Origin of the sequence: Mycolicibacterium holsaticum DSM 44478 = JCM 12374, from assembly GCF_019645835.1 — a bacterium.
GTDB lineage: Bacteria > Actinomycetota > Actinomycetes > Mycobacteriales > Mycobacteriaceae > Mycobacterium > Mycobacterium holsaticum.
On record NZ_CP080998.1, the window covers coordinates 1,274,932 to 1,294,833 of the forward strand.

Annotated in this window: 20 protein-coding genes; 13 read left to right on the top strand and 7 right to left on the bottom strand. The window is 67.8% G+C overall.

Translation table 11 applies throughout. From position 1 onward, the window contains the following. The first annotated feature begins 5 nt into the window (after positions 1-5). A complete protein-coding gene (locus K3U96_RS06200) occupies positions 6-1,739 on the top strand; it encodes a DUF3556 domain-containing protein (protein WP_220692416.1) in 1,734 nt (577 codons plus the stop codon). On the opposite strand, the gene K3U96_RS06205 is transcribed toward K3U96_RS06200, so the two are convergent. Continuing rightward, the gene (locus tag K3U96_RS06205; RefSeq protein WP_069404500.1) at positions 1,729-2,520 is read right to left on the bottom strand and encodes a FadR/GntR family transcriptional regulator; all 792 of its coding nucleotides are present in this window, start codon (positions 2,518-2,520) and stop codon (positions 1,729-1,731) included. The two genes, K3U96_RS06200 and K3U96_RS06205, sit on opposite strands and share 11 nt — an antisense overlap. A 210-nt stretch (positions 2,521-2,730) precedes the next feature. Between K3U96_RS06205 and K3U96_RS06210 the strand changes: the two genes are divergently transcribed. From K3U96_RS06210 to K3U96_RS06220, 3 genes are read left to right on the top strand one after another with little or no spacing between them, the layout of a single operon-like run. After that, positions 2,731-3,876 carry a thiolase family protein gene (locus K3U96_RS06210; RefSeq protein WP_220692417.1) on the top strand — a complete coding sequence of 382 codons (1,146 nt, stop codon included), beginning with the start codon at positions 2,731-2,733 and terminating at the stop codon, positions 3,874-3,876. Beyond that, positions 3,873-4,679 carry a crotonase/enoyl-CoA hydratase family protein gene (locus K3U96_RS06215; RefSeq protein WP_069404502.1) on the top strand — a complete coding sequence of 269 codons (807 nt, stop codon included), beginning with the start codon at positions 3,873-3,875 and terminating at the stop codon, positions 4,677-4,679. Before K3U96_RS06210 ends, K3U96_RS06215 begins: the two co-directional genes overlap by 4 nt. 8 nt (positions 4,680-4,687) lie before the next feature. Further along, positions 4,688-5,830 (top strand): acyl-CoA dehydrogenase family protein, encoded by a 1,143-nt coding sequence (locus tag K3U96_RS06220; RefSeq protein ID WP_220692418.1) that lies wholly within the window; start codon positions 4,688-4,690, stop codon positions 5,828-5,830. Positions 5,831-5,871: 41 nt separating this feature from the next. On the opposite strand, the gene K3U96_RS06225 is transcribed toward K3U96_RS06220, so the two are convergent. Together K3U96_RS06225 and K3U96_RS06230 are read right to left on the bottom strand one after the other, a co-directional pair. Then, the gene (locus K3U96_RS06225; RefSeq protein ID WP_069404504.1) at positions 5,872-6,588 is read right to left on the bottom strand and encodes a fasciclin domain-containing protein; all 717 of its coding nucleotides are present in this window, start codon (positions 6,586-6,588) and stop codon (positions 5,872-5,874) included. A gap of 148 nt (positions 6,589-6,736) precedes the next feature. Continuing rightward, positions 6,737-7,666, bottom strand: a complete 930-nt coding sequence (locus K3U96_RS06230; protein ID WP_220692419.1) for an SDR family NAD(P)-dependent oxidoreductase — start codon at positions 7,664-7,666, stop codon at positions 6,737-6,739. Positions 7,667-7,710: 44 nt separating this feature from the next. On the opposite strand from K3U96_RS06230, the gene K3U96_RS06235 reads away from it, so the two are divergent. The 3 genes from K3U96_RS06235 to K3U96_RS06245 are packed head-to-tail and all read left to right on the top strand — an operon-like array spanning position 7,711 to position 10,121. Next, positions 7,711-8,235: a gamma carbonic anhydrase family protein gene (locus tag K3U96_RS06235; protein ID WP_069404506.1), complete on the top strand. Its 525-nt coding sequence runs from the start codon at positions 7,711-7,713 to the stop codon at positions 8,233-8,235. Between the two features lie 33 nt (positions 8,236-8,268). Beyond that, positions 8,269-9,414: an NAD(P)H-binding protein gene (locus K3U96_RS06240; RefSeq protein ID WP_220692420.1), complete on the top strand. Its 1,146-nt coding sequence runs from the start codon at positions 8,269-8,271 to the stop codon at positions 9,412-9,414. Beyond that, entirely contained in the window at positions 9,411-10,121 is a 711-nt protein-coding gene (locus tag K3U96_RS06245) for a CPBP family intramembrane glutamic endopeptidase (protein ID WP_069404508.1), read from the top strand. Before K3U96_RS06240 ends, K3U96_RS06245 begins: the two co-directional genes overlap by 4 nt. A 1-nt stretch (position 10,122) precedes the next feature. Here the strand turns inward: K3U96_RS06245 and tet(V) are convergent, their stop codons facing one another. Together tet(V) and K3U96_RS06255 are read right to left on the bottom strand one after the other, a co-directional pair. Then, positions 10,123-11,385 (bottom strand): tetracycline efflux MFS transporter Tet(V), encoded by a 1,263-nt coding sequence (tet(V), locus tag K3U96_RS06250; RefSeq protein ID WP_220693416.1) that lies wholly within the window; start codon positions 11,383-11,385, stop codon positions 10,123-10,125. A gap of 121 nt (positions 11,386-11,506) precedes the next feature. Beyond that, positions 11,507-12,325, bottom strand: coding sequence for an enoyl-CoA hydratase (locus K3U96_RS06255; RefSeq protein ID WP_069404510.1), 819 nt, complete (start codon positions 12,323-12,325; stop codon positions 11,507-11,509). A gap of 88 nt (positions 12,326-12,413) precedes the next feature. Between K3U96_RS06255 and K3U96_RS06260 the strand changes: the two genes are divergently transcribed. The 3 genes from K3U96_RS06260 to K3U96_RS06270 are packed head-to-tail and all read left to right on the top strand — an operon-like array spanning position 12,414 to position 15,281. Continuing rightward, on the top strand, positions 12,414-13,505 hold the full coding sequence (locus tag K3U96_RS06260) for a CaiB/BaiF CoA transferase family protein (protein ID WP_069404526.1): 1,092 nt from the start codon (positions 12,414-12,416) through the stop codon (positions 13,503-13,505). A 17-nt stretch (positions 13,506-13,522) separates the two neighbouring features. Beyond that, positions 13,523-14,275, top strand: a complete 753-nt coding sequence (locus tag K3U96_RS06265; protein ID WP_069404511.1) for a 3-hydroxyacyl-CoA dehydrogenase — start codon at positions 13,523-13,525, stop codon at positions 14,273-14,275. Positions 14,276-14,282: 7 nt separating this feature from the next. Next, positions 14,283-15,281: an NAD(P)H-dependent flavin oxidoreductase gene (locus K3U96_RS06270; RefSeq protein WP_220692421.1), complete on the top strand. Its 999-nt coding sequence runs from the start codon at positions 14,283-14,285 to the stop codon at positions 15,279-15,281. 78 nt (positions 15,282-15,359) lie between these two features. Here the strand turns inward: K3U96_RS06270 and K3U96_RS27040 are convergent, their stop codons facing one another. After that, complete coding sequence (locus K3U96_RS27040) at positions 15,360-15,491, bottom strand: hypothetical protein (RefSeq protein WP_110917275.1); 132 nt, start codon at positions 15,489-15,491, stop codon at positions 15,360-15,362. A 111-nt stretch (positions 15,492-15,602) separates the two neighbouring features. Continuing rightward, complete coding sequence (locus tag K3U96_RS06275; RefSeq protein WP_220692422.1) at positions 15,603-16,136, bottom strand: DoxX family protein; 534 nt, start codon at positions 16,134-16,136, stop codon at positions 15,603-15,605. A 154-nt stretch (positions 16,137-16,290) separates the two neighbouring features. On the opposite strand from K3U96_RS06275, the gene K3U96_RS06280 reads away from it, so the two are divergent. From K3U96_RS06280 to K3U96_RS06290, 3 genes are read left to right on the top strand one after another with little or no spacing between them, the layout of a single operon-like run. Beyond that, positions 16,291-18,606, top strand: coding sequence for an MMPL family transporter (locus tag K3U96_RS06280; protein ID WP_220692423.1), 2,316 nt, complete (start codon positions 16,291-16,293; stop codon positions 18,604-18,606). Beyond that, on the top strand, positions 18,603-19,280 hold the full coding sequence (locus tag K3U96_RS06285) for a TetR/AcrR family transcriptional regulator (RefSeq protein ID WP_069404514.1): 678 nt from the start codon (positions 18,603-18,605) through the stop codon (positions 19,278-19,280). The genes K3U96_RS06280 and K3U96_RS06285 overlap by 4 nt, the downstream gene beginning before the upstream one ends. After that, on the top strand, positions 19,264-19,893 hold the full coding sequence (locus K3U96_RS06290; protein ID WP_220692424.1) for a class I SAM-dependent methyltransferase: 630 nt from the start codon (positions 19,264-19,266) through the stop codon (positions 19,891-19,893). The genes K3U96_RS06285 and K3U96_RS06290 overlap by 17 nt, the downstream gene beginning before the upstream one ends. Positions 19,894-19,902: the final 9 nt, after the last annotated feature.

The window sequence follows — 19,902 nt, forward strand, 5'->3', positions numbered from 1 at the left end:
GAGCCATGGGGTTCTTGAAACAGGACGCGCCGGTCGTCGATTACGAACAGTGGAGCAAAGGCACCCGGGCCGAGAGGATCGTGCCGATGGCCCGGCACTGGGCCGAGGTGGGATTCGGGACACCCGTGGTCCTGCACCTGTTCTACGTCGTCAAGATCCTGCTCTACATCCTCGGCGCGTGGTTGGTGGTGCTCACCACCGACGGCATCGACGGGTTCACCAACGTCACGTCCTGGTACGCCGAACCGATCGTGTTCGAGAAGGTCGTGCTCTACACGATGCTGTTCGAGGTCGTCGGGCTCGGATGCGGGTTCGGACCGCTGAACAACCGGTTCTTCCCACCGATGGGCTCGGTGCTGTACTGGTTGCGGCCCAACACCATTCGGTTGCCACCCTGGCCGCAGCGGATCCCGCTGACCAAGGGCACCAGCCGCACACCGTTTGACGCGCTGCTCTACGCCGCGCTGCTGGTGATGCTCGTGGTGGCCCTGTTCTCCGACGGCACCGGCCCGATCCCCGAACTCGGGACGACGGTGGGTGTGCTGCCCGGGTGGCAGATCTGGGCGATCCTGGGCATCCTCGCGGTGCTGGGCCTGCGGGACAAGGTGATCTTCCTGGCCGCCCGCGGCGAGGTGTATGCCGCGCTGGCGGTGTGCTTCTTGTTCGCGGGTGCCGACATCATCCTGGCCGCCAAGCTGGTCTGCCTGATGATCTGGCTGGGCGCTGCCACGTCCAAACTCAACAAGCACTTCCCGTTCGTCATCTCGACGATGATGAGCAACAACCCGGTGTTCCGCCCGAAGTGGATCAAACGCCGGTTCTTCGAACGCTTTCCGGACGATCTGCGGCCGGGCCGGCTGTCACGCTGGCTGGCCCACTTCAGCACCGCCGTGGAGGGCCTGGTGCCGCTCGTGCTGTTCTTCTCCCACGGCGGCTGGCCGACGGCGATCGCCGCGGTCATCATGCTGTGCTTCCACTTCGGCATCCTGTCGTCCATCCCGATGGGGGTACCGCTGGAATGGAACGTCTTCATGATGTTCTCGGTGCTGGCGCTGTTCGTCGGACACCCCGGGATCGGGCTGGGTGATCTGCAGAGCCCGTGGCCGATCGTGTTGTTCGCCGTGCTGGCGGGCACCGTGGTGGCCGGAAACCTGTTCCCGCGCAAGGTGTCCTTCCTGCCGGGCATGCGCTACTACGCGGGTAACTGGGACACCGGGCTGTGGTGCATGAAGCCATCGGCGGCCGAGAAGCTCGAGAAGGGCATCGTTTCGATCGCCAGCATGCCGCAGGCGCAGATGGAACGTTATTACGGCAGCCCCGAGACCGCGCAGATGTACCTCTACATGGGATATGCGTTCCGCGCCTTCAACACTCACGGCCGGGCGATGTTCACGCTGGCGCACCGCGCGATGGCCGGACACAACGAGGACGACTACGTGCTGACCGACGGCGAGCGTATCTGCTCGACAGCGATCGGCTGGAACTTCGGTGACGGCCACATGCACAACGAACAGCTCATCGCCGCGCTGCAGGAGCGCTGCCGCTTCGAACCCGGCGAGGTTCGCGTCGTGTTGATCGACGGGCAACCCATCCACCGCCAGACCCAGCAGTACCGGTTGGTCGACGCGGCGACCGGCGAGTTCGAACGAGGCTTCATCCGCGTCGCCGACATGGTGACGCGCCAGCCATGGGACGACAACATCCCCGTGCACGTCACGTGGGAAGCGGTCAGCCCATGACGTCGCGGACCTTGACGTCCTCGAGGCCCTGCAGCGACAGTTCGCGTGCCACGTCCAGATGTTTGCGCCAATGCGATTCGGCCGCAGCGCCGTCGCGGGAACGCAGAATCTGCATCAGCTTCCGGTACGAGCGCATCAGCTTCTCGTAATCGGCCTTCGACACCGGACGGCCTTCTTTGAAGACGAACGCGGTGTGGCGCACGGTGATCTCGTGCAGCATGCCCGCGATGATCGCCAGCGTCGCATTGCCCGACAATTGGACCAGCCGAAGGTGAAACGCCTGAGTGGTTTCTGCGAACCGGTCGGACTGCCATCCCGCGGGAATGTCATCGGCCAGCATCTTCTCCAGCTCTTCGAAATCCGCCGCAGTCCCCACCTCGGCGAGCAGCCGGGCGGCCATCGGCTCGATACCCGACCTTGCCACGCTGACGTCGGCGATCGTCGCGCCGGACAGTTCGAGCAGCAGACCTGCGGGGCGGGCGACGATCTCGGGCCCGGGCACGCGCACGCGGGCACCGGTGCGCGAGCCACGACGGACTTCGACGAGGCGTTCGGATTCCAGTACCCGTACCGCCTCGCGCAGCGTGGGCCGGCTGACCCCGAAGTGGGCCATCAACTCGGCCTCGTTGGGCAGGAAGTCGCCCTCCTTGAGCTGACCGTCGACCACCATGCGGCGCAGGGTGCCCGCGACGAGTTCGGCCGTCTTGGGCGACCGGACGGCCGAGGCCGCGCCCATTCCGTCCGGGCCCATCATCGGCGCCAACGGGGTACTCCCAGCCACTCCCACTCCAAAGACGATTCCCACCGGCCGGACGGCCAGCTATGCAACTCAGTAAACCATGTGCGACAACGCCGGGCCGGGATCTCCGCTCGACTCCGCCCCTCACCGAGTAGGTTGACCTAGTAAACCTTGTTCGTTTACGTTCAAGGGTGACCCGGTTCAGGGGTGAGCCCTGCGTGGGAACCACATCGAACTTCGAAGGAGAAGGTCATGGCTGAAGCCGTCATCGTCGAGGCAGTACGGTCGCCGGTCGGCAAGCGCAACGGCGGATTGTCCGGCGTGCATCCCGGCGAACTGTCGGCGCAGGTGCTCAACGGTCTGGTCGAGCGCGCGGGTATCGATCCCGCCCTGGTCGACGACGTCATCTGGGGCTGCGTCATGCAGGCCGGCGAGCAGGCGCTCGACATCGCCCGCACCGCGGTACTCGCGGCCGGCTGGCCCGAGAGCGTGCCCGGTGTGACCGTCGACCGCCAGTGCGGCTCGAGCCAGCAGTCCGTGCACTTCGCCGCGGCGGGCGTGGTCGCAGGCCATTACGACGTGGTGGTCGCGGGCGGCGTGGAGTCCATGTCGCGCACGCCGATGGGCTCCTCGCTGGCCAACGGCGGACACCCCTATCCCGATGCGTTCCGTAACCGCTACACCCAGACCCCCAACCAGGGCATCGGCGCCGAGATGATCGCCGAGCAGTGGGGCTTCGACCGCACCGCGCTCGATCAGTTCTCGTTGGACTCCCACGAGAAGGCCGCCGTCGCACAGGATGCGGGCGCGTTCGACGACCAGATCGTCGCGATCAAGGACCAGGACGGCAACGCCATACTGAAGGACGAGGGCATCCGCCGCGGTACCACGCTGGAGAAGATGGGGCAGCTCAAACCGGCGTTCAAGGAGGACGGCGTGATCCACGCCGGTAACTCCTCGCAGATCTCCGACGGCTCGGCCGCCCTGCTGTTCATGTCGGCCGAGAAGGCCAAGTCGTTGGGCCTCAAGCCGATCGCGCGCGTGCACACCGCGACGCTGGCCGGTGCCGATCCGGTCATCATGCTGACCGCGCCGATTCCGGCCACCCAGAAGGCGCTCAAGCGGTCCGGTCTTTCCGTCGACGACATCGGCGTCTTCGAGGTCAACGAGGCGTTCGCGCCGGTGCCGCTGGCGTGGCTGAAGGAGATCGGCGCCGACGAGAAGAAGCTCAACCCCAACGGCGGTGCGATCGCGCTGGGGCATCCGCTCGGCGGCTCCGGTGCCCGCATCATGACGACGATGCTGTACCACATGCGGGACAAGGGCCTTCAGTACGGTCTGCAGACCATGTGTGAGGGCGGCGGCCAGGCCAACGCCACCATCCTCGAGTTGCTGTGACCGAACAGGTAACGGCCCCAGCCGCTCTCAGCGAGCGGCGGGGCAGGAATGATGACGTCCTACTGATCACCATCAACCGGCCCGAGGCGCGCAACGCCGTCAACAGCGCGGTGAGCACCGCCGTCGGCGACGCGCTGCAGGCTGCGCAGGACGATCCCGAGGTGCGCGCGGTGGTGCTCACCGGTGCAGGCGAATCGTTCTGCGCCGGGGCCGATCTCAAGGCGATCTCGCGTCGGGAGAACCTTTTTCACCCCGACCATGCCGAATGGGGTTTCGCCGGCTACGTCCACCACTACATCGACAAGCCGACGATCGCCGCGGTCAACGGCACCGCGCTGGGCGGGGGCACCGAGCTCGCGCTGGCCAGCGATCTGGTGGTGGCCGAGGAACGGGCGAAGTTCGGCCTACCCGAGGTCAAGCGCGGGCTGATCGCCGCGGCGGGCGGGGTTTTCCGGATCGTCGACCATCTGCCCCGCAAGGTCGCGATGGAGTTGCTGTTCACCGGTGAACCGATAACCTCGGCCGATGCGCTGAAGTGGGGCCTGATCAACCAGGTCGTGCCCGACGGCACCGCCGTCGACGCGGCGTTGGCGCTGGCCGAACGGATTACCTGCAACGCACCGCTGGCGGTGTGGGCAAGCAAGCGCGTCGCGATGGGCGTCGACGACGGGGTGATCGTCGGTGACGAACCCGGCTGGACCAGGACCATGCGCGAGATCGCCACCGTGATCCGCTCCGAGGACGCCAAAGAAGGACCGCTGGCCTTCGCCGAGAAGCGCCAGCCCGTATGGAAAGCAAAGTAAGCACAGTAATGAAACGACTGGTTTTCGAACCCGAGCACGAGCAGTTGCGTGAGACGGCGCGCCAGTTCCTGGAGAAGGAATGCGCGCCGCACGTCGAGAAGTGGGAACAGGACCGGCTGGTGGCGCGCGAAGCGTACGCTGCCGCAGGCAAATACGGGCTCATCGGGTTCAACATGCCCGAGGAGTACGGCGGCGGCGGTGTCGACGACTTCCGGTTCAACGCCGTCATCGTCGAGGAGTTCGCGAAGTTCGGCCCGGCCACCCCGGGGTTGAGCCTGCAGAACGACATCGTCGGGCCCTACTTCGCGTCGCTGGCCAACGAGGAGCAGAAGCAGCGCTGGCTGCCCGGGTACATCACCGGTGAGCTCATCGGCGCCATCGCGATGACCGAGCCCGGCGCGGGCAGCGACCTCGCAGGCATCAAGACCACCGCCGTGCGCGACGGTGACGACTGGATCCTCAACGGCTCCAAGACCTTCATCTCCGCGGGCATCAACTCCGACCTGGTCATCGTGGTGGCCCGCACCGCCCCCGAGGCCGGGCACAAGGGCTTCTCGCTGCTGGTCGTCGAACGCGGTATGGAAGGTTTCGAGCGCGGCCGCAAGCTCGACAAGATGGGGTTGCACGCCGCCGACACGGCCGAGCTGCACTTCGACAACGTCCGGGTGCCCGCCAGTAACCTGCTCGGCAAGGAGGGCCGCGGTTTCTACCACCTGATGACCAACCTGCCCTCGGAGCGGCTGTCGATCGCCGTGGCCGCCATCGCCGGTGCGCGCGCGACGTTCGACGAGACGCTGCAATACGTCAAGGACCGCAAGGCTTTCGGGCAGCCGATCGGCAGCTTCCAGCACAACCGGTTCGTGATGGCCGACATGGACACCGAACTCGAGATCGCCGAGCAGTACATCGACCGCTGCCTGCGGGCGGTCGTCGACGGTGAGCTGACCGCCGTGCAGGCCTCCAAGGCCAAGTGGTGGTGCACCGAGCTCGGTAAGCGTGTCGTCGACAACTGTGTGCAGCTGCACGGCGGCTACGGCTACATGAACGAGTACAAGGTCGCCCGCGACTACGTCGACGTGCGCATCCAGACGATCTTCGGCGGCACGACCGAGATCATGAAGGAGATCATCGGCCGCGACCTCGGTCTGTAATTCCCGATCTCCGCCAAAACGTCCGTCTCGGCGATACCGGGTCAGCCGATCGGGGCGTCCGCGGCCGGCGTCGCCTCAGGCGTCGTCGTTTCCGTGGTCGTCTCGGTGGCTGACGTCTCCGAGGTTGCCGACGTCGTCGCGGTGAGCGCCTCCGGCGGGCTGGCCGGATCCAGCACCTTGTCGATCAGGTAGATGCGGGCGTTGGCGGCCTGGATGCCGCCGCACAGCACCTTGGCGGTGTCGTTGACGGTGATGTCACCGCCCGAACCGCTCACCGCGATCTCCGCACCCTGCTGGGTGGGGCGCTGACCCTTGACGTCGTTGGGGCCGAGAATGCCGAGGAACACGTGGTAGTAGTCCAGGTCGGTCAGCGCGGCCGGATCGGCCTTGAGCGCGTCGAGCTGTGCGGGCGGCAGCGCGGCGAACGCCTCGTTGGTCGGCGCGAACACCACGTACGGGCCGTTCTCCAGGACCGGCACGACGTTGACGGCGGGGTTGAGCCCACCCGAAACCGCCGCGTAGAACGTGCTGGCGTCGGGGATGGCCCCCAGCGCCTGGCCGACGGGCAGATCAGCCAGCGACTTCCAGTCCGGCACCGCCTCCTTGAACGCGTCGCACTTCGGGCCCTCCGGATTGGGAATCTCGGCGGCCGGCGTCGGCTCCGGGTCGGCGTACGCGGTCACCGCCAACGGCACGGAAAGGGCAATCGCCGCAATTCCGGCGGCGGCACCAAGGGCCCTGCTGGTGCGAGTCTTCACTTACAGCTCCTCAGCTCGGTTCACGTCGCAACGCATGTTAAGGCCACCGGCGCGGCAATACCAAAGCGGTGACCTCGCACTATCCGCACGACAGCCACGCTGACCTGCGGTTTCGTGGCCGTTTACGGTCCGGTCACACAGCGACGTCTCAGCCGTCGCACAGCCTGCCCGACAACTCCCACAATGCGGCGGCATGCGCAGCGTCCAGCGCGTGCGGGGCAACGTCGTCCCGGTCGTCCCGGATCCGGCAACCCACCAGGTACACCCCGCCGACCCCGGCCAGTTCGGCGCTGACCGCCGCCCACACCTGGGTGGCCGCCCCGTGCTCGGGCGTGGTGAAGTCCCGTCGGACGTCGACCTTCTCGGCGCGCGGATCGGCGGTTGCCTTCGCCAGCCGGCCCAGGCCGGCGAAGTCGTCGGATGACATATGCCGGGCCAGCGACGTCGCGACGATCCCGGGATGCACCGCGTAGGCCCGGACCTGATGGTCGCGCAGCCGCCGGTCCAACTCGACGACGTGAAGGATGTTCGCCGTCTTCGACGCGCCGTATGCGACGAACTTGTCGTACTCGCGGCGCTCCCAGTTCGGATCGTCCAGGTCGACATCGCCCAGCCGGTGCCCGTCCGACGACAACGTGACGATGCGCGCACCCTCGGCGGCCACCAGCTGCGGGGTGAGCAGCCGGGTCAACTCGAAGTGGCCGAGATGGTTTGTGCCGAACTGTATTTCGAACCCATCGGCGGTTCTGCCGAACGGCGTGAACATCACCCCGGCGTTGTTCATCAACACGTGCAGCGCCGGTGCGAGCTGCTGGATCTGGTTGGCGGCGGCGCGAACGCTTTGCAGCGAGGTCAGGTCGAGCACCACCGTCGAGGTCTGCGCGTGCGGCACCTCGCCGCGCACCCACGTGTCGACGTCGGCGAGTGCGGCGGCGTTGCGGCCCGTCAGCACGACGTGCGCGCCCGTCGAGGCCAGCGCCCGAGCCGACTCCCTGCCCAGACCGGAGGTGGCGCCGGTGATCAAACAGGTCCTGCCGGTCAGGTCGACGCCATCGACCACGTCCATCGCCGTGTTCATGGCTGCTCACGTTAGGTGAACGGGCCGCGCATACGATGACGCGCATGCCTGAACCGCTGATCCTGCCCATTCGCGGCCGAGCCCCGCAACTGCACGCCGAGTCGTGGGTGGCGCCCAACGCGGCGGTGATCGGGCAGGTCAGCCTCGGTGCGCGGGCCAGCGTCTGGTACGGCGCGACGCTGCGCGCCGAGGCCGAGCCCATCGAGGTCGGGTTCGGTTCGAACCTGCAGGACGGGGTGACCGTGCACGTCGACCCCGAGTTCCCGGCGCTCATCGGCGCCGGCGTGACCGTCGGCCACAACGCCGTCCTGCACGGCTGCGTCATCGAGGACGACGTGCTCATCGGCATGGGCGCGGTCGTTCTCAACGGCGCGCGGATCGGGAAGGGTTCGCTGATCGCGGCGGGGGCGTTGGTACCGCAGGGGATCGTGGTGCCGCCGCGTTCGCTGGTCACCGGGGTGCCCGGCACCGTGCGCCGTGAGCTCAGCGACGTCGAGGTCGCCAACAACCGGCACAGCGCGCAGGCCTACCAACGGCTCATCGAATTGCACCGCGAGGCGACCGGTTAGATTCTCGGCCAGCCGATCGGGTACAGCCCTACTGTGAACACTGTGCGGATCCTGGTCACCGGCGCAACCGGCTATGTCGGTTCACGCCTTGTCACCACCCTGCTCGACGACGGCCATGACGTCGTCGCCGCCAGCCGAAACCCGGCCCGGCTGGCCGCTTTCGGCTGGCACGAGCGCGTCACCGCGGTGGCGCTGGACGCCCATGACGCGGCGTCCGCGCGGCAGGCCTTCACCGACGCGGGCCCGATCGACGTCGTGTACTACCTCGTCCACGGCATCGGCGAACCCGATTTCCGCGAGGCAGACAACCGCGCCGCCGCCAACGTGGCCAACGCCGCCAAGGACGCCGGCGTACGCCGGATCGTGTATCTGGGCGGCTTCGTCCCCGACGAATACGATCTGTCCGAGCATCTGACCAGCCGCGCGGAAGTCGCCGAGGCGTTGCGCGTCGACGGCGGAGCCGATCTGGTGTGGCTGGGGGCCGCGATGATCATCGGGGCCGGCTCGACATCGTTTGAGATGCTGCGTTACGTCGGCGACCGGTTCGTGGTCATCCCGCTGCCTGCCTGGTCGGTGAACCCGATCGACCCGATCTCGATCCGAGATGTGCTGTACTACTTGGCCGCTGCCGCCGACACCGAGCGGGTGCCCGCAGGCGCGTATGACATCTGCGGTCCGGAGACGACGTCGTACGGCGACCTGATGCGCACCTACGCGCGCATCGCCGGCAAGTGGCGCGCCGAACTACCGGTCGGTGTGGACGTCAGCGTGGTGTCCTGGATGACGGCCGCGGTGCTGCCGGTGCCTGGCGGGCTGGCCGCCGACCTCGTTGCCTCGCTTGACCATCCGATGATGGCCGCGGAGTCGGGGCTGCGCGACATCGTCGGTGAACCGCCCGGCGGGCTGATCGGCATCGACGAAGCCATCACCCGGGCGCTTTCGAGTCGGCGGCCGTTGCCGGTCGACGAGTTGACCGATCCGCATCATCTGGCCGACACCGATCCGGTGTGGGCCGGCGGGGATACGCTGCGCATCCGCCAACTGGCCCGCGCGGTGACACCGTCGATCGCGCGCCCGGCACTCGGGCTGATCGGCGCGGTGCCAGGGCCCGTCGCGGGCGCCGTGCGCACCGGCCTGGACACCTTGCTGGGGTTGGTGCCGAAGGCCCACATCGCATGACCGGCTCCGGTGGACTTCTCAGTGAGGCGCGCGAGATCGCCACCACCGTCGCCGTCCCGCACAACGAGCCGCCGGGGGTGATCCGCCGTCGGCGCATCGTCGTGGCCGTGGTGCTGGTGGTCGGCGCTGTGCTGCTTGGCTATTCGCTGACCCGACCGCCAGGCGACGAGTCCTTCTACTGGTTGACGCTGGCGCTGGCCGGGGTGTGGGCGCTCGGTGCGCTGCTGTCGGGTCCGCTGCATCTGGGCTGTGTGCGGTTTCGCGGGCGCAACCAACGTCCGGTGATCACCGGCACGGCCGTCGGGTTGGCGCTGGGCGGTGCGTTCGTGGCCGGTGGCCTGATCGCACGCGAGATTCCCGGAGTGCGCGAATACATCACGCGGGTACTCGAATTCGCCGACTACGGGCCGCTGGTGCTGGTCGTGTTCATCACGGTGATCAACGGTCTGGCCGAGGAGATGTACTTCCGCGGCGCGCTCTACACCGCGCTGGGCCGCTTCCACCCGGTGCTGGTGTCCACCGTTCTCTATGTCATCGCGACGTCGGCCACCACCGGAAACCCGATGCTGGGTTTCGCCGCGATCGTCCTCGGCACCGTCTGCGCGCTGGAACGCCGAGCGACCGGCGGCGTGCTCGCACCGATGCTCACCCACTTCTTCTGGGGGCTGGTCATGGTGCTCGCGCTGCCGCCGATCTTCGGCGTGTAGTTCACCGCAGCGGATATGCGAGTTCGTCGCGGCGCATCCGGGCCGCCCACATCGCGACCGCCGCCAGAAGCGGTGGCGCGATACCGGCGATCAGGAAGATCGTCTGCATGGAAACGATTTTCGACAGCGGGCCGACGATCGCGAACGACACCGGCATGAACGCCAGCGACACGAAGAAGTCCAGGCTGGACACCCGGCCCAGCATCGCCCTCGGCACTCGTCGCTGCAGCAGTGTGCCCCAGATGACCATGCCCGCCCCGTCGGTGACGCCGATGACGAACGTCGCCGCCGCCATCAACGCGAACGACGATGTGAAGCCGACGACCACCAGCGGGACGGATCCGAGGCCCCACATGGCCATCATCACCGTCAGGTAGCGGCGCGGCAGCCGCCCCGACGAAACCGCCAGCGCGCCAAGGGCGCTGCCGATACCGAAGAACGCCAGGATGAAGCCGTACTTGCGGGCGCCGTCGGCGAAGCGGCCGTTGGCGATGAACGGCAGCAGCACCTCGATCGGCCCGATCACCACCAGCACGAACATGCTGGCGAACAGCAGCGTCCACAGCAGCCACGGCGTGCCGAGCACGAACACGAAACCGTCCCGCAGATCACGCAGCACATGCGGGGATTGCTGATGCGGCTCAGGGTCTCTGGGGACCGGCCGGGTGGCCAGCAGCAGCAGCAGACCCACGGCGAACAGCACGGCCACACATACGGTGCCCAGCGCGGGAAACGTCGCACCGACCACCATCCCGGCGATCGCAGGGCCGACGGCACGTTGGAACACCGGTCGCACGACGCCCTCGACGCCGTTGGCCGCCAGCAGTTGTTCGGCAGGCAGAATCCGCGGCAGGATCGCACTGTAGGCCGGGAAGAAGAACGCGGCCGCGGCACCGAGCAGCGCCGCCGCTACCGCCATGTGCCAAATATGCAGTGCGCCAGCAAGACCCAAGGCGGCGATGACCGAAACCGTGATCACGTTGACGGTCTGGACGGCGATGATGACGGCGCGCTGGCTGAGCCGGTCGGCCGCTATGCCGCCGACCAACACGAACGCGACCAGGCCGACGCCCATACACGTCGCGACCAGCGACAGCGACGCCGGATCGTTGGACAGCTCGATGACCTGCAACGCCATCGCCACCGCCCACATGCCCTCGGCGAAGATGAACAGCGAGACCGCGGTGATCAGCAGCCGGTACTCGCGGATGTGGAAAGGTGCGAGCACACGCCAGCGGCCGGCGTTGCGGACCCGCCGTTCGATGTCGAATTGCGTACTCACTCACAGATGGTCGCGGATGTGTCACCGTGACGTCCACTGATTTTCCGCTGGCGATTTGTGTGCGTTTTGTTGCGGTGAGCGCTCCTAAACGCGCACAAATCGCTTAGGAGTCGGAGAATTTGGCGGGGCGGCGCTGGTGGAACGCCGTGATGCCCTCCAGGAAGTCCGGCGAGCTCAGCAGCGTCAGCTGGCCTTCCCGCTCACGCCCGAGCGCCCCTTCGAACTCGGTCAGCGTCGCGGCGTTGATGGCGTGCTTGGTCTTTCGCAGCGCCACCGCGGGCCCCGACACCAGCGTCGTGACCATCTCGTCGACCTTGGCGTCGAACTCATCGGCCGGGTGCACCGCCGTCACCAGCCCCCAGTCGTAGGCGTCGGCCGCGGAGATCCGCTCGGCCAGCAGCGCCATCCGGAACGCGCGGATACGGCCGATCGCCGCGGCCACCAGCGCCGAGGCACCGCCGTCGGGCATCAGCCCGATCTTGGTGAACGCCAGCATGAAATAGGCCTTCTCCGAAGCGAGGACGACGTCGCAGGCCAGCGCGAGCGACACGCCGACACCGGCCGCCGGGCCGTGCACCGCCGCGACGACCGGCTGGGGCAGGTTGACGATCGAGCGGACCGCGCGGTTGGCCGCATCGAGCACCGAGGCCGGGCCGTCGACGTTCTTCTGCGCCTGGTCGTCGTCGCCGATGCCGGCGCCGGAGCAGAACCCGCGACCCGCGCCGCCCAGCCGGACCGCTTTGACACGCGAATCAGAGGCCGCGGCCTCGAGGGCGTCGGCAATACCCGACAACATCGGGAAGGTCAGCGAGTTGAGGCTGTCGGGCCGGTTCAACGTCACCGACAACACACCGTCGGATAACTCGACGAGTAGATCGTCGATGCCGGTGTAGGTGTGCGCGCTGGAATCCGCGGTTGTCATGGCTGCACCCTAGATCCGTCCCACTTGGTTATACAAGTAAGCTATGTCGGCGGTCGGCAGCGTTCGCAGGATGAAGGGCGGTTGGATCATGGCTGGACCTCTGCACGGACTTCGGGTCATCGAGTTGGCCAGCATCGGGCCTGGCCCGCACGCCGCGATGATCCTCGGTGACCTGGGTGCCGACGTGGTGCGCGTCGAGCGGCCGGGCAAGCTGGGCGGCATCCCGAGCAAGAGCCGCGAAGCCACCCTGCGCAACCGCCGGTCAGTGACCGCCGACCTCAAGTCCGACGAGGGCCGCGAACTGGTGCTGCGGCTCGTCGCCAAGGCCGACGTGCTCATCGAAGGCCTGCGCCCGGGTGTGACCGAACGGCTGGGCCTGGGCCCCGAGGACTGTGCGAAAGTCAACGAACGCCTCATCTACGGCCGGATGACCGGCTGGGGTCAGACCGGTCCCCGCCGGCTGCAGGCCGGCCACGACATCAACTACATCTCGCTCAACGGGGTGCTGCACAGCATCGGGCGGGCGGGAGAGCGGCCCGTACCGCCGCTGAACCTCACCGGCGACTTCGGCGGCGGGTCGATGTTCCTGCTCGTCGGCATCCTCTCGGCGCTGTGGGAACGGCAGACCTCCGGCAAGGGCCAGGTGGTGGACGCCGCGATGATCGACGGATCCAGCGTGCTGGCCCAGATGATCTGGGGCTTCCGCCAAGACGGGCTGTGGTCCGACGAGCGTGGCGTGAACATGCTCGACGGCGGCGCCCCGTACTACGACACCTACACCTGCGCGGACGGGCGCTACATCGCCGTCGGCTGCATCGAGCCGCAGTTCTACGCGGAGTTCCTCAAGGGCCTCGGCATCGACGGGGAAGAGCTGCCCGACCAGAACGACATCAGCCGCTGGCCCGAGCTGCGGGCCCGCTTCACCGAGGTCATCGGCGGCAAGGACCGCGACCACTGGGCGAAGGTGTTCGCAGGCAGCGACGCCTGCGTGACGCCGGTGTTGGCGTTCGGCGAGGTGGAGTCCGAACCGCACGTCACCGAGCGCGACACCTTCTACCGGGATGGTGACTACCTGCAGCCCATGCCCGCGCCGCGGTTCTCCCGCAGTGTGCCGCCGCCACCGACCCCGCCCGGCCAGGCCGGCGCGGACACCGAAGCCGTCCTGCGGGACTGGACCTAGAGAAGGGATTCATTTCAGTGGAGATCAAAGACGCCGTAGCCGTCGTCACCGGCGGTGCCTCCGGGCTCGGCCTGGCGACGACGAAGCGACTGCTCGACCGGGGCGCGTCGGTCGTCGTCATCGACCTCAAGGGCGGCGATGCCGTCTCGGCACTCGGTGAGCGCGCCAAGTTCGTCGAGGCCAACGTGACCGACCCCGAGGCGGTGACCGCGGCGCTGGACGAGGCCGAGAAGATGGGCCCGTTGCGCATCAACGTCAACTGCGCGGGCATCGGCGCGGCGATCAAGACGTTGTCCAAGGACGGCCCGTTCCCGCTGGACGCCTTCAAGAAGGTGATCGAGGTCAACCTGATCGGCACCTTCAACGTGCTGCGGCTGTCGGCCGAGCGGATCGCCCGCACCGAACCCGTCAACGGTGAGCGCGGCGTCATCGTCAACACCGCTTCGGTGGCGGCGTTCGAAGGCCAGATCGGGCAGGCCGCGTACTCGGCGTCCAAGGGCGGGGTGGTCGGCATGACGCTGCCCATCGCGCGCGATCTGTCCCGCGAGTTGATCCGCGTCGTCACCATCGCACCGGGCCTGTTCAAGACCCCGCTGCTGGGTTCGCTGCCCGAGGAGGCCCAGAACTCGTTGGGCAAGCAGGTGCCGCACCCCGCTCGCCTCGGCGACCCCGACGAGTACGGCGCGCTGGCCGTGCACATCGTCGAGAACCCCATGCTCAACGGTGAAGTGATCCGCCTGGACGGCGCGATCCGGATGGCCCCGAGGTGATGTGACGATGACCCTGTCGACGAAGTTCACCGAAACGTTCGGGGTCGAGCACCCCATCGTGCAGGGCGGTATGCAGTGGGTCGGGCGCGCGGAACTGGTTGCGGCGGTGGCCAATGCGGGCGCGCTGGGCTTCATCACCGCGCTGACCCAGCCGACGCCTGCGGATTTGGCGAAGGAGATCGAGCGGTGCCGCGAGCTCACCGACAAGCCGTTCGGGGTGAACCTGACGATCCTGCCGACGATCAACCCGCCGCCTTATGACGAGTACCGGCAGGTGATCGTCGACTCCGGCATCAAGATCGTCGAGACCGCGGGCTCCAACCCGGCACCGCACCTGCCGATGTTCCACGACAACGGGATCAAGGTGCTGCACAAGTGCACCTCGGTGCGCCACGCGGTCAAGGCGCAGAGCCTCGGCGTCGACGGCATCAGCATCGACGGTTTCGAATGCGCCGGGCACCCCGGTGAGGACGACATTCCCGGGCTGGTGCTGATCCCGGCGGCGGCGGCCAAGATCGACATCCCGATGATCGCCTCCGGCGGCTTCGCCGACGCGCGCGGTCTGGTGGCCGCGCTGGCGTTGGGGGCCGACGGCATCAACATGGGGTCGCGGTTCATGTGCACCGTCGAGTCGGCGATTCACCAGAACGTCAAGGAAGCCATCGTGGCGGGCACCGAGCTCGACACCGAGCTGATCTTCCGGCCGCTGCGCAACACCGCCCGCGTCGCGAGCAACGCGGTGTCGCGTGAGGTGGTGGAGATCCTCAACCGCGGCGGGCAGTTCGAAGATGTCAAGAACCTGGTCGCAGGCACCCGCGGCGTGAAGGTCTTCGAGGTCGGCGACCTGGACGCGGGCATCTGGAGTGTCGGCACGGCGATGGGCCTGATCAACGACATCCCGACCTGTGGCGAGCTGGTGTCGCGCATGGTGGCCGAGGCCGAGGAGATCATCACCGGTCGACTGACCGACATGATCGAATCCGACGAAGAAGAGAACGTGGCGTAAAGCAGGTATCAACGAGAAGGGGCCCGCGGTGGGCAAACCGTCACGGCTGACCGCGCCCCTTACTCGGGGCGCTTGGCGTCAAACCGCGGTGCGCAGCGGCTGCTCGTCGTCGAGTTGTTCGGAGGTGTCGCCCTCTACCAGGACATCGCCGTGGTAGAGCGCCTCGAAATCAACCTTGATGACATCAGCACTGGTGTCGTCGATCCACATGTACTGAAGAGTAACCATCACCATTAAGGAATCATTGAGTCACGATTCGCAATATCGTGGCAATTCTTACCGCCGGGTAGGTTCCTGGGCCGATACGCCATCACGCCGGAGCTAGGCGGGCGTCGTGAAGTGGATCGGGTTCGTGTCGTTGAGCGCGACCCAGGTCAAGGCGGCCGCCGCGGCCGCCGCGACCAGCACACCCACCGCGATCCGCGGTGACCAGGTGGAGCGGCCGACGATCCGCGCGTCGATCGAGTACGCCCCCGCCCCGGCGAACAACACCGTCGTCGCGCCGAGACCGATCAGGAACGGCGCGTTGAACGGCATTGACCAGAACGCCGCCGCCGCGACGTTGACCGCCCAGGCGTCGAACATCGCCGCGATCACCGCGAACGCGGCCAGCGGAGTGAGCACGCCCAGGATCAGCCCGACCCCGCCCAGCGTTTCGGCGGTGGTGACCATCAGCGCGGCCAGCGTGGGCATCCGCCACCCGCCGGCCGCCATGAACTCCACCGTCGTGCCGAAGTCGAACGCTTTGATCAGACCGGCCTGAAGCATCGCCGCGCCGATCCCGATCCGCAGGATCAACAGGCCGACATCGCCGGCGGTGGCCCGGGTTGGCGCGATCACATCCGTGGTTGTCATGCCGGATACGACTACCTGAGCTGACGAAACTCATCGCGGGCTGTCGCGGTGAACGAATCCGGGTAGTCCACCGTGTCACCTGCAACCCATTGACCCGCGTTGGTTACCGTTGTTAAGTTACCCGCGTTATCCGGATGATCGGAGGGACGCGAGCGTGCTGCACCGAATCGCGCGCCTGGCGCTGGCCGCGCCGCGCCGCATCATCGCCGTCGCGGTGCTCGTCATGGTGGCCTGCGGCATCTTCGGCATTCCGGTGGTCAAACACCTGTCCGCGGGCGGCTTCGCCGATCCGACGTCGGAATCGGCCCAGGCCAACCGGCTGCTGGTGGACAAGTTCGGTCAGGGCGACATGGAGCTGCTGATCAGCGTCACCGCCGACGACGGTGCGCGGAGTCCCGCCGCGCGTTCAGTCGGCACCGACATCGCCGCCCAACTGCAGGCAAGCCCGAACGTCGTACAGGTCGTCACGGCATGGACCGCGCCGGACTCCGCGACCCCGGCGTTGCTCAGCGCGGACGGCAAGACCGCGCTGATCGTCGCCGGGATCACCGGCGGCGAGAACGACGCCCAGAAATACGCCAAGGAACTCACCGACCGGCTGGTGCGCGACCGCGACGGGGTCAGCGTGCGGGCCGGGGGCGAGGCGATGATCTACGTCCAGATCAACGGGCAGACCGAACGGGACCTGCTGTTGATGGAGTCGATCGCGATCCCGCTGAGCTTCGTCGTGCTGGTGTGGGTGTTCGGCGGGCTGGTGGCCGCCGGGCTGCCGCTTGCCGTCGGGGGGTTCGCGATCCTGGGTTCGATGGCCGTGCTGAGAGCCATCGCCCTGGTCACCGACGTGTCGATCTTCGCGCTGAACCTCACCGTGGCCATGGGGTTGGCCCTCGCCATCGACTACACGCTGTTGATCATCAGCCGGTACCGCGACGAGCTGGCCGACGGCGCCGACTCCGGCCGATCGGTCCGCCCGGCGGACTCTGGCCGATCGGTCCGCCCGGCGGATCGTGACCGCGCGCTGATCCGCACCATGGCTACCGCCGGGCGCACGGTGTTGTTCTCGGCGTTGACCGTCGCGCTGTCGATGGTCGCGATGGTGCTGTTTCCGATGTACTTCCTGAAGTCCTTCGCCTACGCCGGTGTGGCGGTGGTGACGTTCGCGGCGCTGGCCGCGATCATCGTCGCGCCCGCGGCCATCGTGCTGGCCGGCGATCGGCTCGACGCGTACGACGTGCGCCGGTTCGCGCGTCGGCTGCTGGGCAGGCCCGAGCCGGTGCGCCAGCCCGTCGAGCAGATGTTCTGGTACCGCTGCACGAAGTTCGTCATGGCCCGCGCGGTGCCGATCGGTGTGGCGATCGTGGCGCTGCTGCTGGTGCTCGGCGCGCCGTTCCTCGGCGCCAACTGGGGCTTTCCCGACGACCGGGTGTTGCCGGCGTCGGCGTCGGCGCGGCAGGTCGGAGACGAACTGCGCACCGACTTCGCCGTCGACTCCGCCCGCAACGTCACCGTCGTCATACCGGACGCGCAGGCCGTCTCGGCCGCGGACCTCGACCGCTACGCGCGCGCCTTGTCGCAGGTGGCCGACGTGTCCTCGGTGTCGGCGCCGGGCGGCACGTTCGTCGACGGCGCGCCGGTCGGCCCGCCCTCGGCGGCGACCGGCGTCACGGACGGCAGCGCGTTCCTCACGGTGGCCAGCACCGCGCCGCTGTTCACCCCGGCCTCGGAGGCCCAGCTCGACGCGCTGCGGGAGGTGAGCACGCCGGCCGGCGCCGAGGTGCAGTTGACCGGTGTCGCGCAGACCAACCGCGACAGCTCGTCGGCGATCACGTCGCGGCTGCCCTTGGTGCTCGGCGTGATCGCCGCCATCACCTTCATGCTGCTGTTCTTGCTGACCGGCAGCGTGGTGCTGCCGCTGAAAGCGTTGATCCTCAACGTGTTATCGCTGACCGCGGCGTTCGGCGCGTTGGTGTGGATCTTCCAGGACGGCCATCTGGGCGCGCTGGGCACCACGCCGACGGGCACCCTGGTGGCCAACATGCCGGTGCTGTTGTTCTGCATCGCGTTCGGGCTGTCGATGGACTACGAGGTGTTCCTGGTGTCGCGGATCCGGGAGTACTGGCTGCAGTCCGGCCGCACCCGGGCCGACAACGACGAGAGCGTCGCACTCGGGCTTGCCCGCACCGGCCGGGTCGTCACCGCCGCGGCGCTGCTCATGTCGATTTCGTTCGCCGCGCTGATCGCCGCCGAAGTGTCGTTCATGCGGATGATGGGCGTCGGCCTGACGCTGGCGATCCTCGCGGATGCGACACTGGTCCGCATGGCGCTGGTTCCCGCGTTCATGCACGTGCTCGGCCGATGGAACTGGTGGGCGCCCAAACCGCTGGCCCGCCTGCATGCGCGGATCGGGATCAGCGAGTCTGCCGAAGAGCGGTTGCCGGGATCATCGGCCGAGGTGGTCGGATCGCGATGAAACGGCGGCGCGCGCCGCGCGGGTCCGGTGAGCAGCTGCGCGAGGAGATCCTCGACGCCACCACCGATCTGCTGCTGGAGACCGGGCACGCCAAGGCGGTGTCGATCCGGTCGGTCGCGCAGCGGGTAGGGGTGACATCGCCGTCGATCTATCTGCACTTCGCCGACAAGGACGCGCTGCTGGATGCGGTGTGCGCGCGCTACTTCGAAAAGCTCGACGAGGAGATGCAGAGCCTGTCCGCCGGGGCTCCCTCGGCGATCGAGGTGCTGCACGCCCAGGGCATGGCCTACGTGCGGTTCGCCGTGAAAACCCCTGAGCTGTACCGGATCGCGACGATGGGTGAGGGCCGGCCCGGCAGCGACGTCGACATGATGCTGAACACGTCGGCGTTCGTGCACCTGCGCAGCTCGGTTGAGACGTTGATGGCTGACGGTGTCTTCCCGTCCGGTGATCCGACCGCGATCGCGCTGCGGCTGTGGACGGTCACCCACGGGGTGTCTGCGATGCTGATCTCGCGGCCGTATCTGCCGTGGGGCGACGCCGAGGAGTTCACCGACCGAGTGCTGCGTGCGGTGGTGGTGGGGGAGATCGTCTCGGGCGCAGTCGATCCCAAGGTCAACCCGCAGGAAGCGATAACCATGTTGAGAGGAATCCTTGATGAGCAACACCGTTGACAATCCGTTTTTCGCGCGGCTGTGGATGTTCATGTCGCGGCATGAGACGGAGGCGATTCAGCGGTTGCGCCGCGAGAACCTCGCCGGCCTGACCGGACGGGTGCTCGAGGTCGGCGCGGGTACCGGCACCAACTTCGAGTTCTATCCGGACACCGTGACCGAGGTGGTGGCCGTCGAACCCGAGCGCCGCCTGGCCGAACAGGCGCAACGCGCCGCCGCCGCCGCTGCGGTGCCGGTGACCGTCACCTCCGACACCGTCGAGCACTACGCCGTCGGCGCCGAGCCGTTCGACGCGGTGGTGTGCTCACTGGTGCTCTGCTCGGTCGATGAGCCCGAAACCGTGCTGCGCCAACTGCATTCGTTGCTGCGCCCCGGCGGTGAACTGCGCTACCTCGAGCACATCGCCAGCACCGGTGCGCGTGCGCGGATGCAGAAGCTCGCGGACGCGACGCTGTGGCCCCGTTTGTTCGGTAACTGCCACACCCACCGGTACACCGAGCAGTCCATCGCCGGCGCCGGTTTCCAGGTGAGCGGGGCGCGCCGCGAGTGGACCCTGCCGTCCTGGGCGCCGATCCCGGTGGCCGAGTTCGCGCTGGGCCGCGCCGTCAAATAACGGTGATTT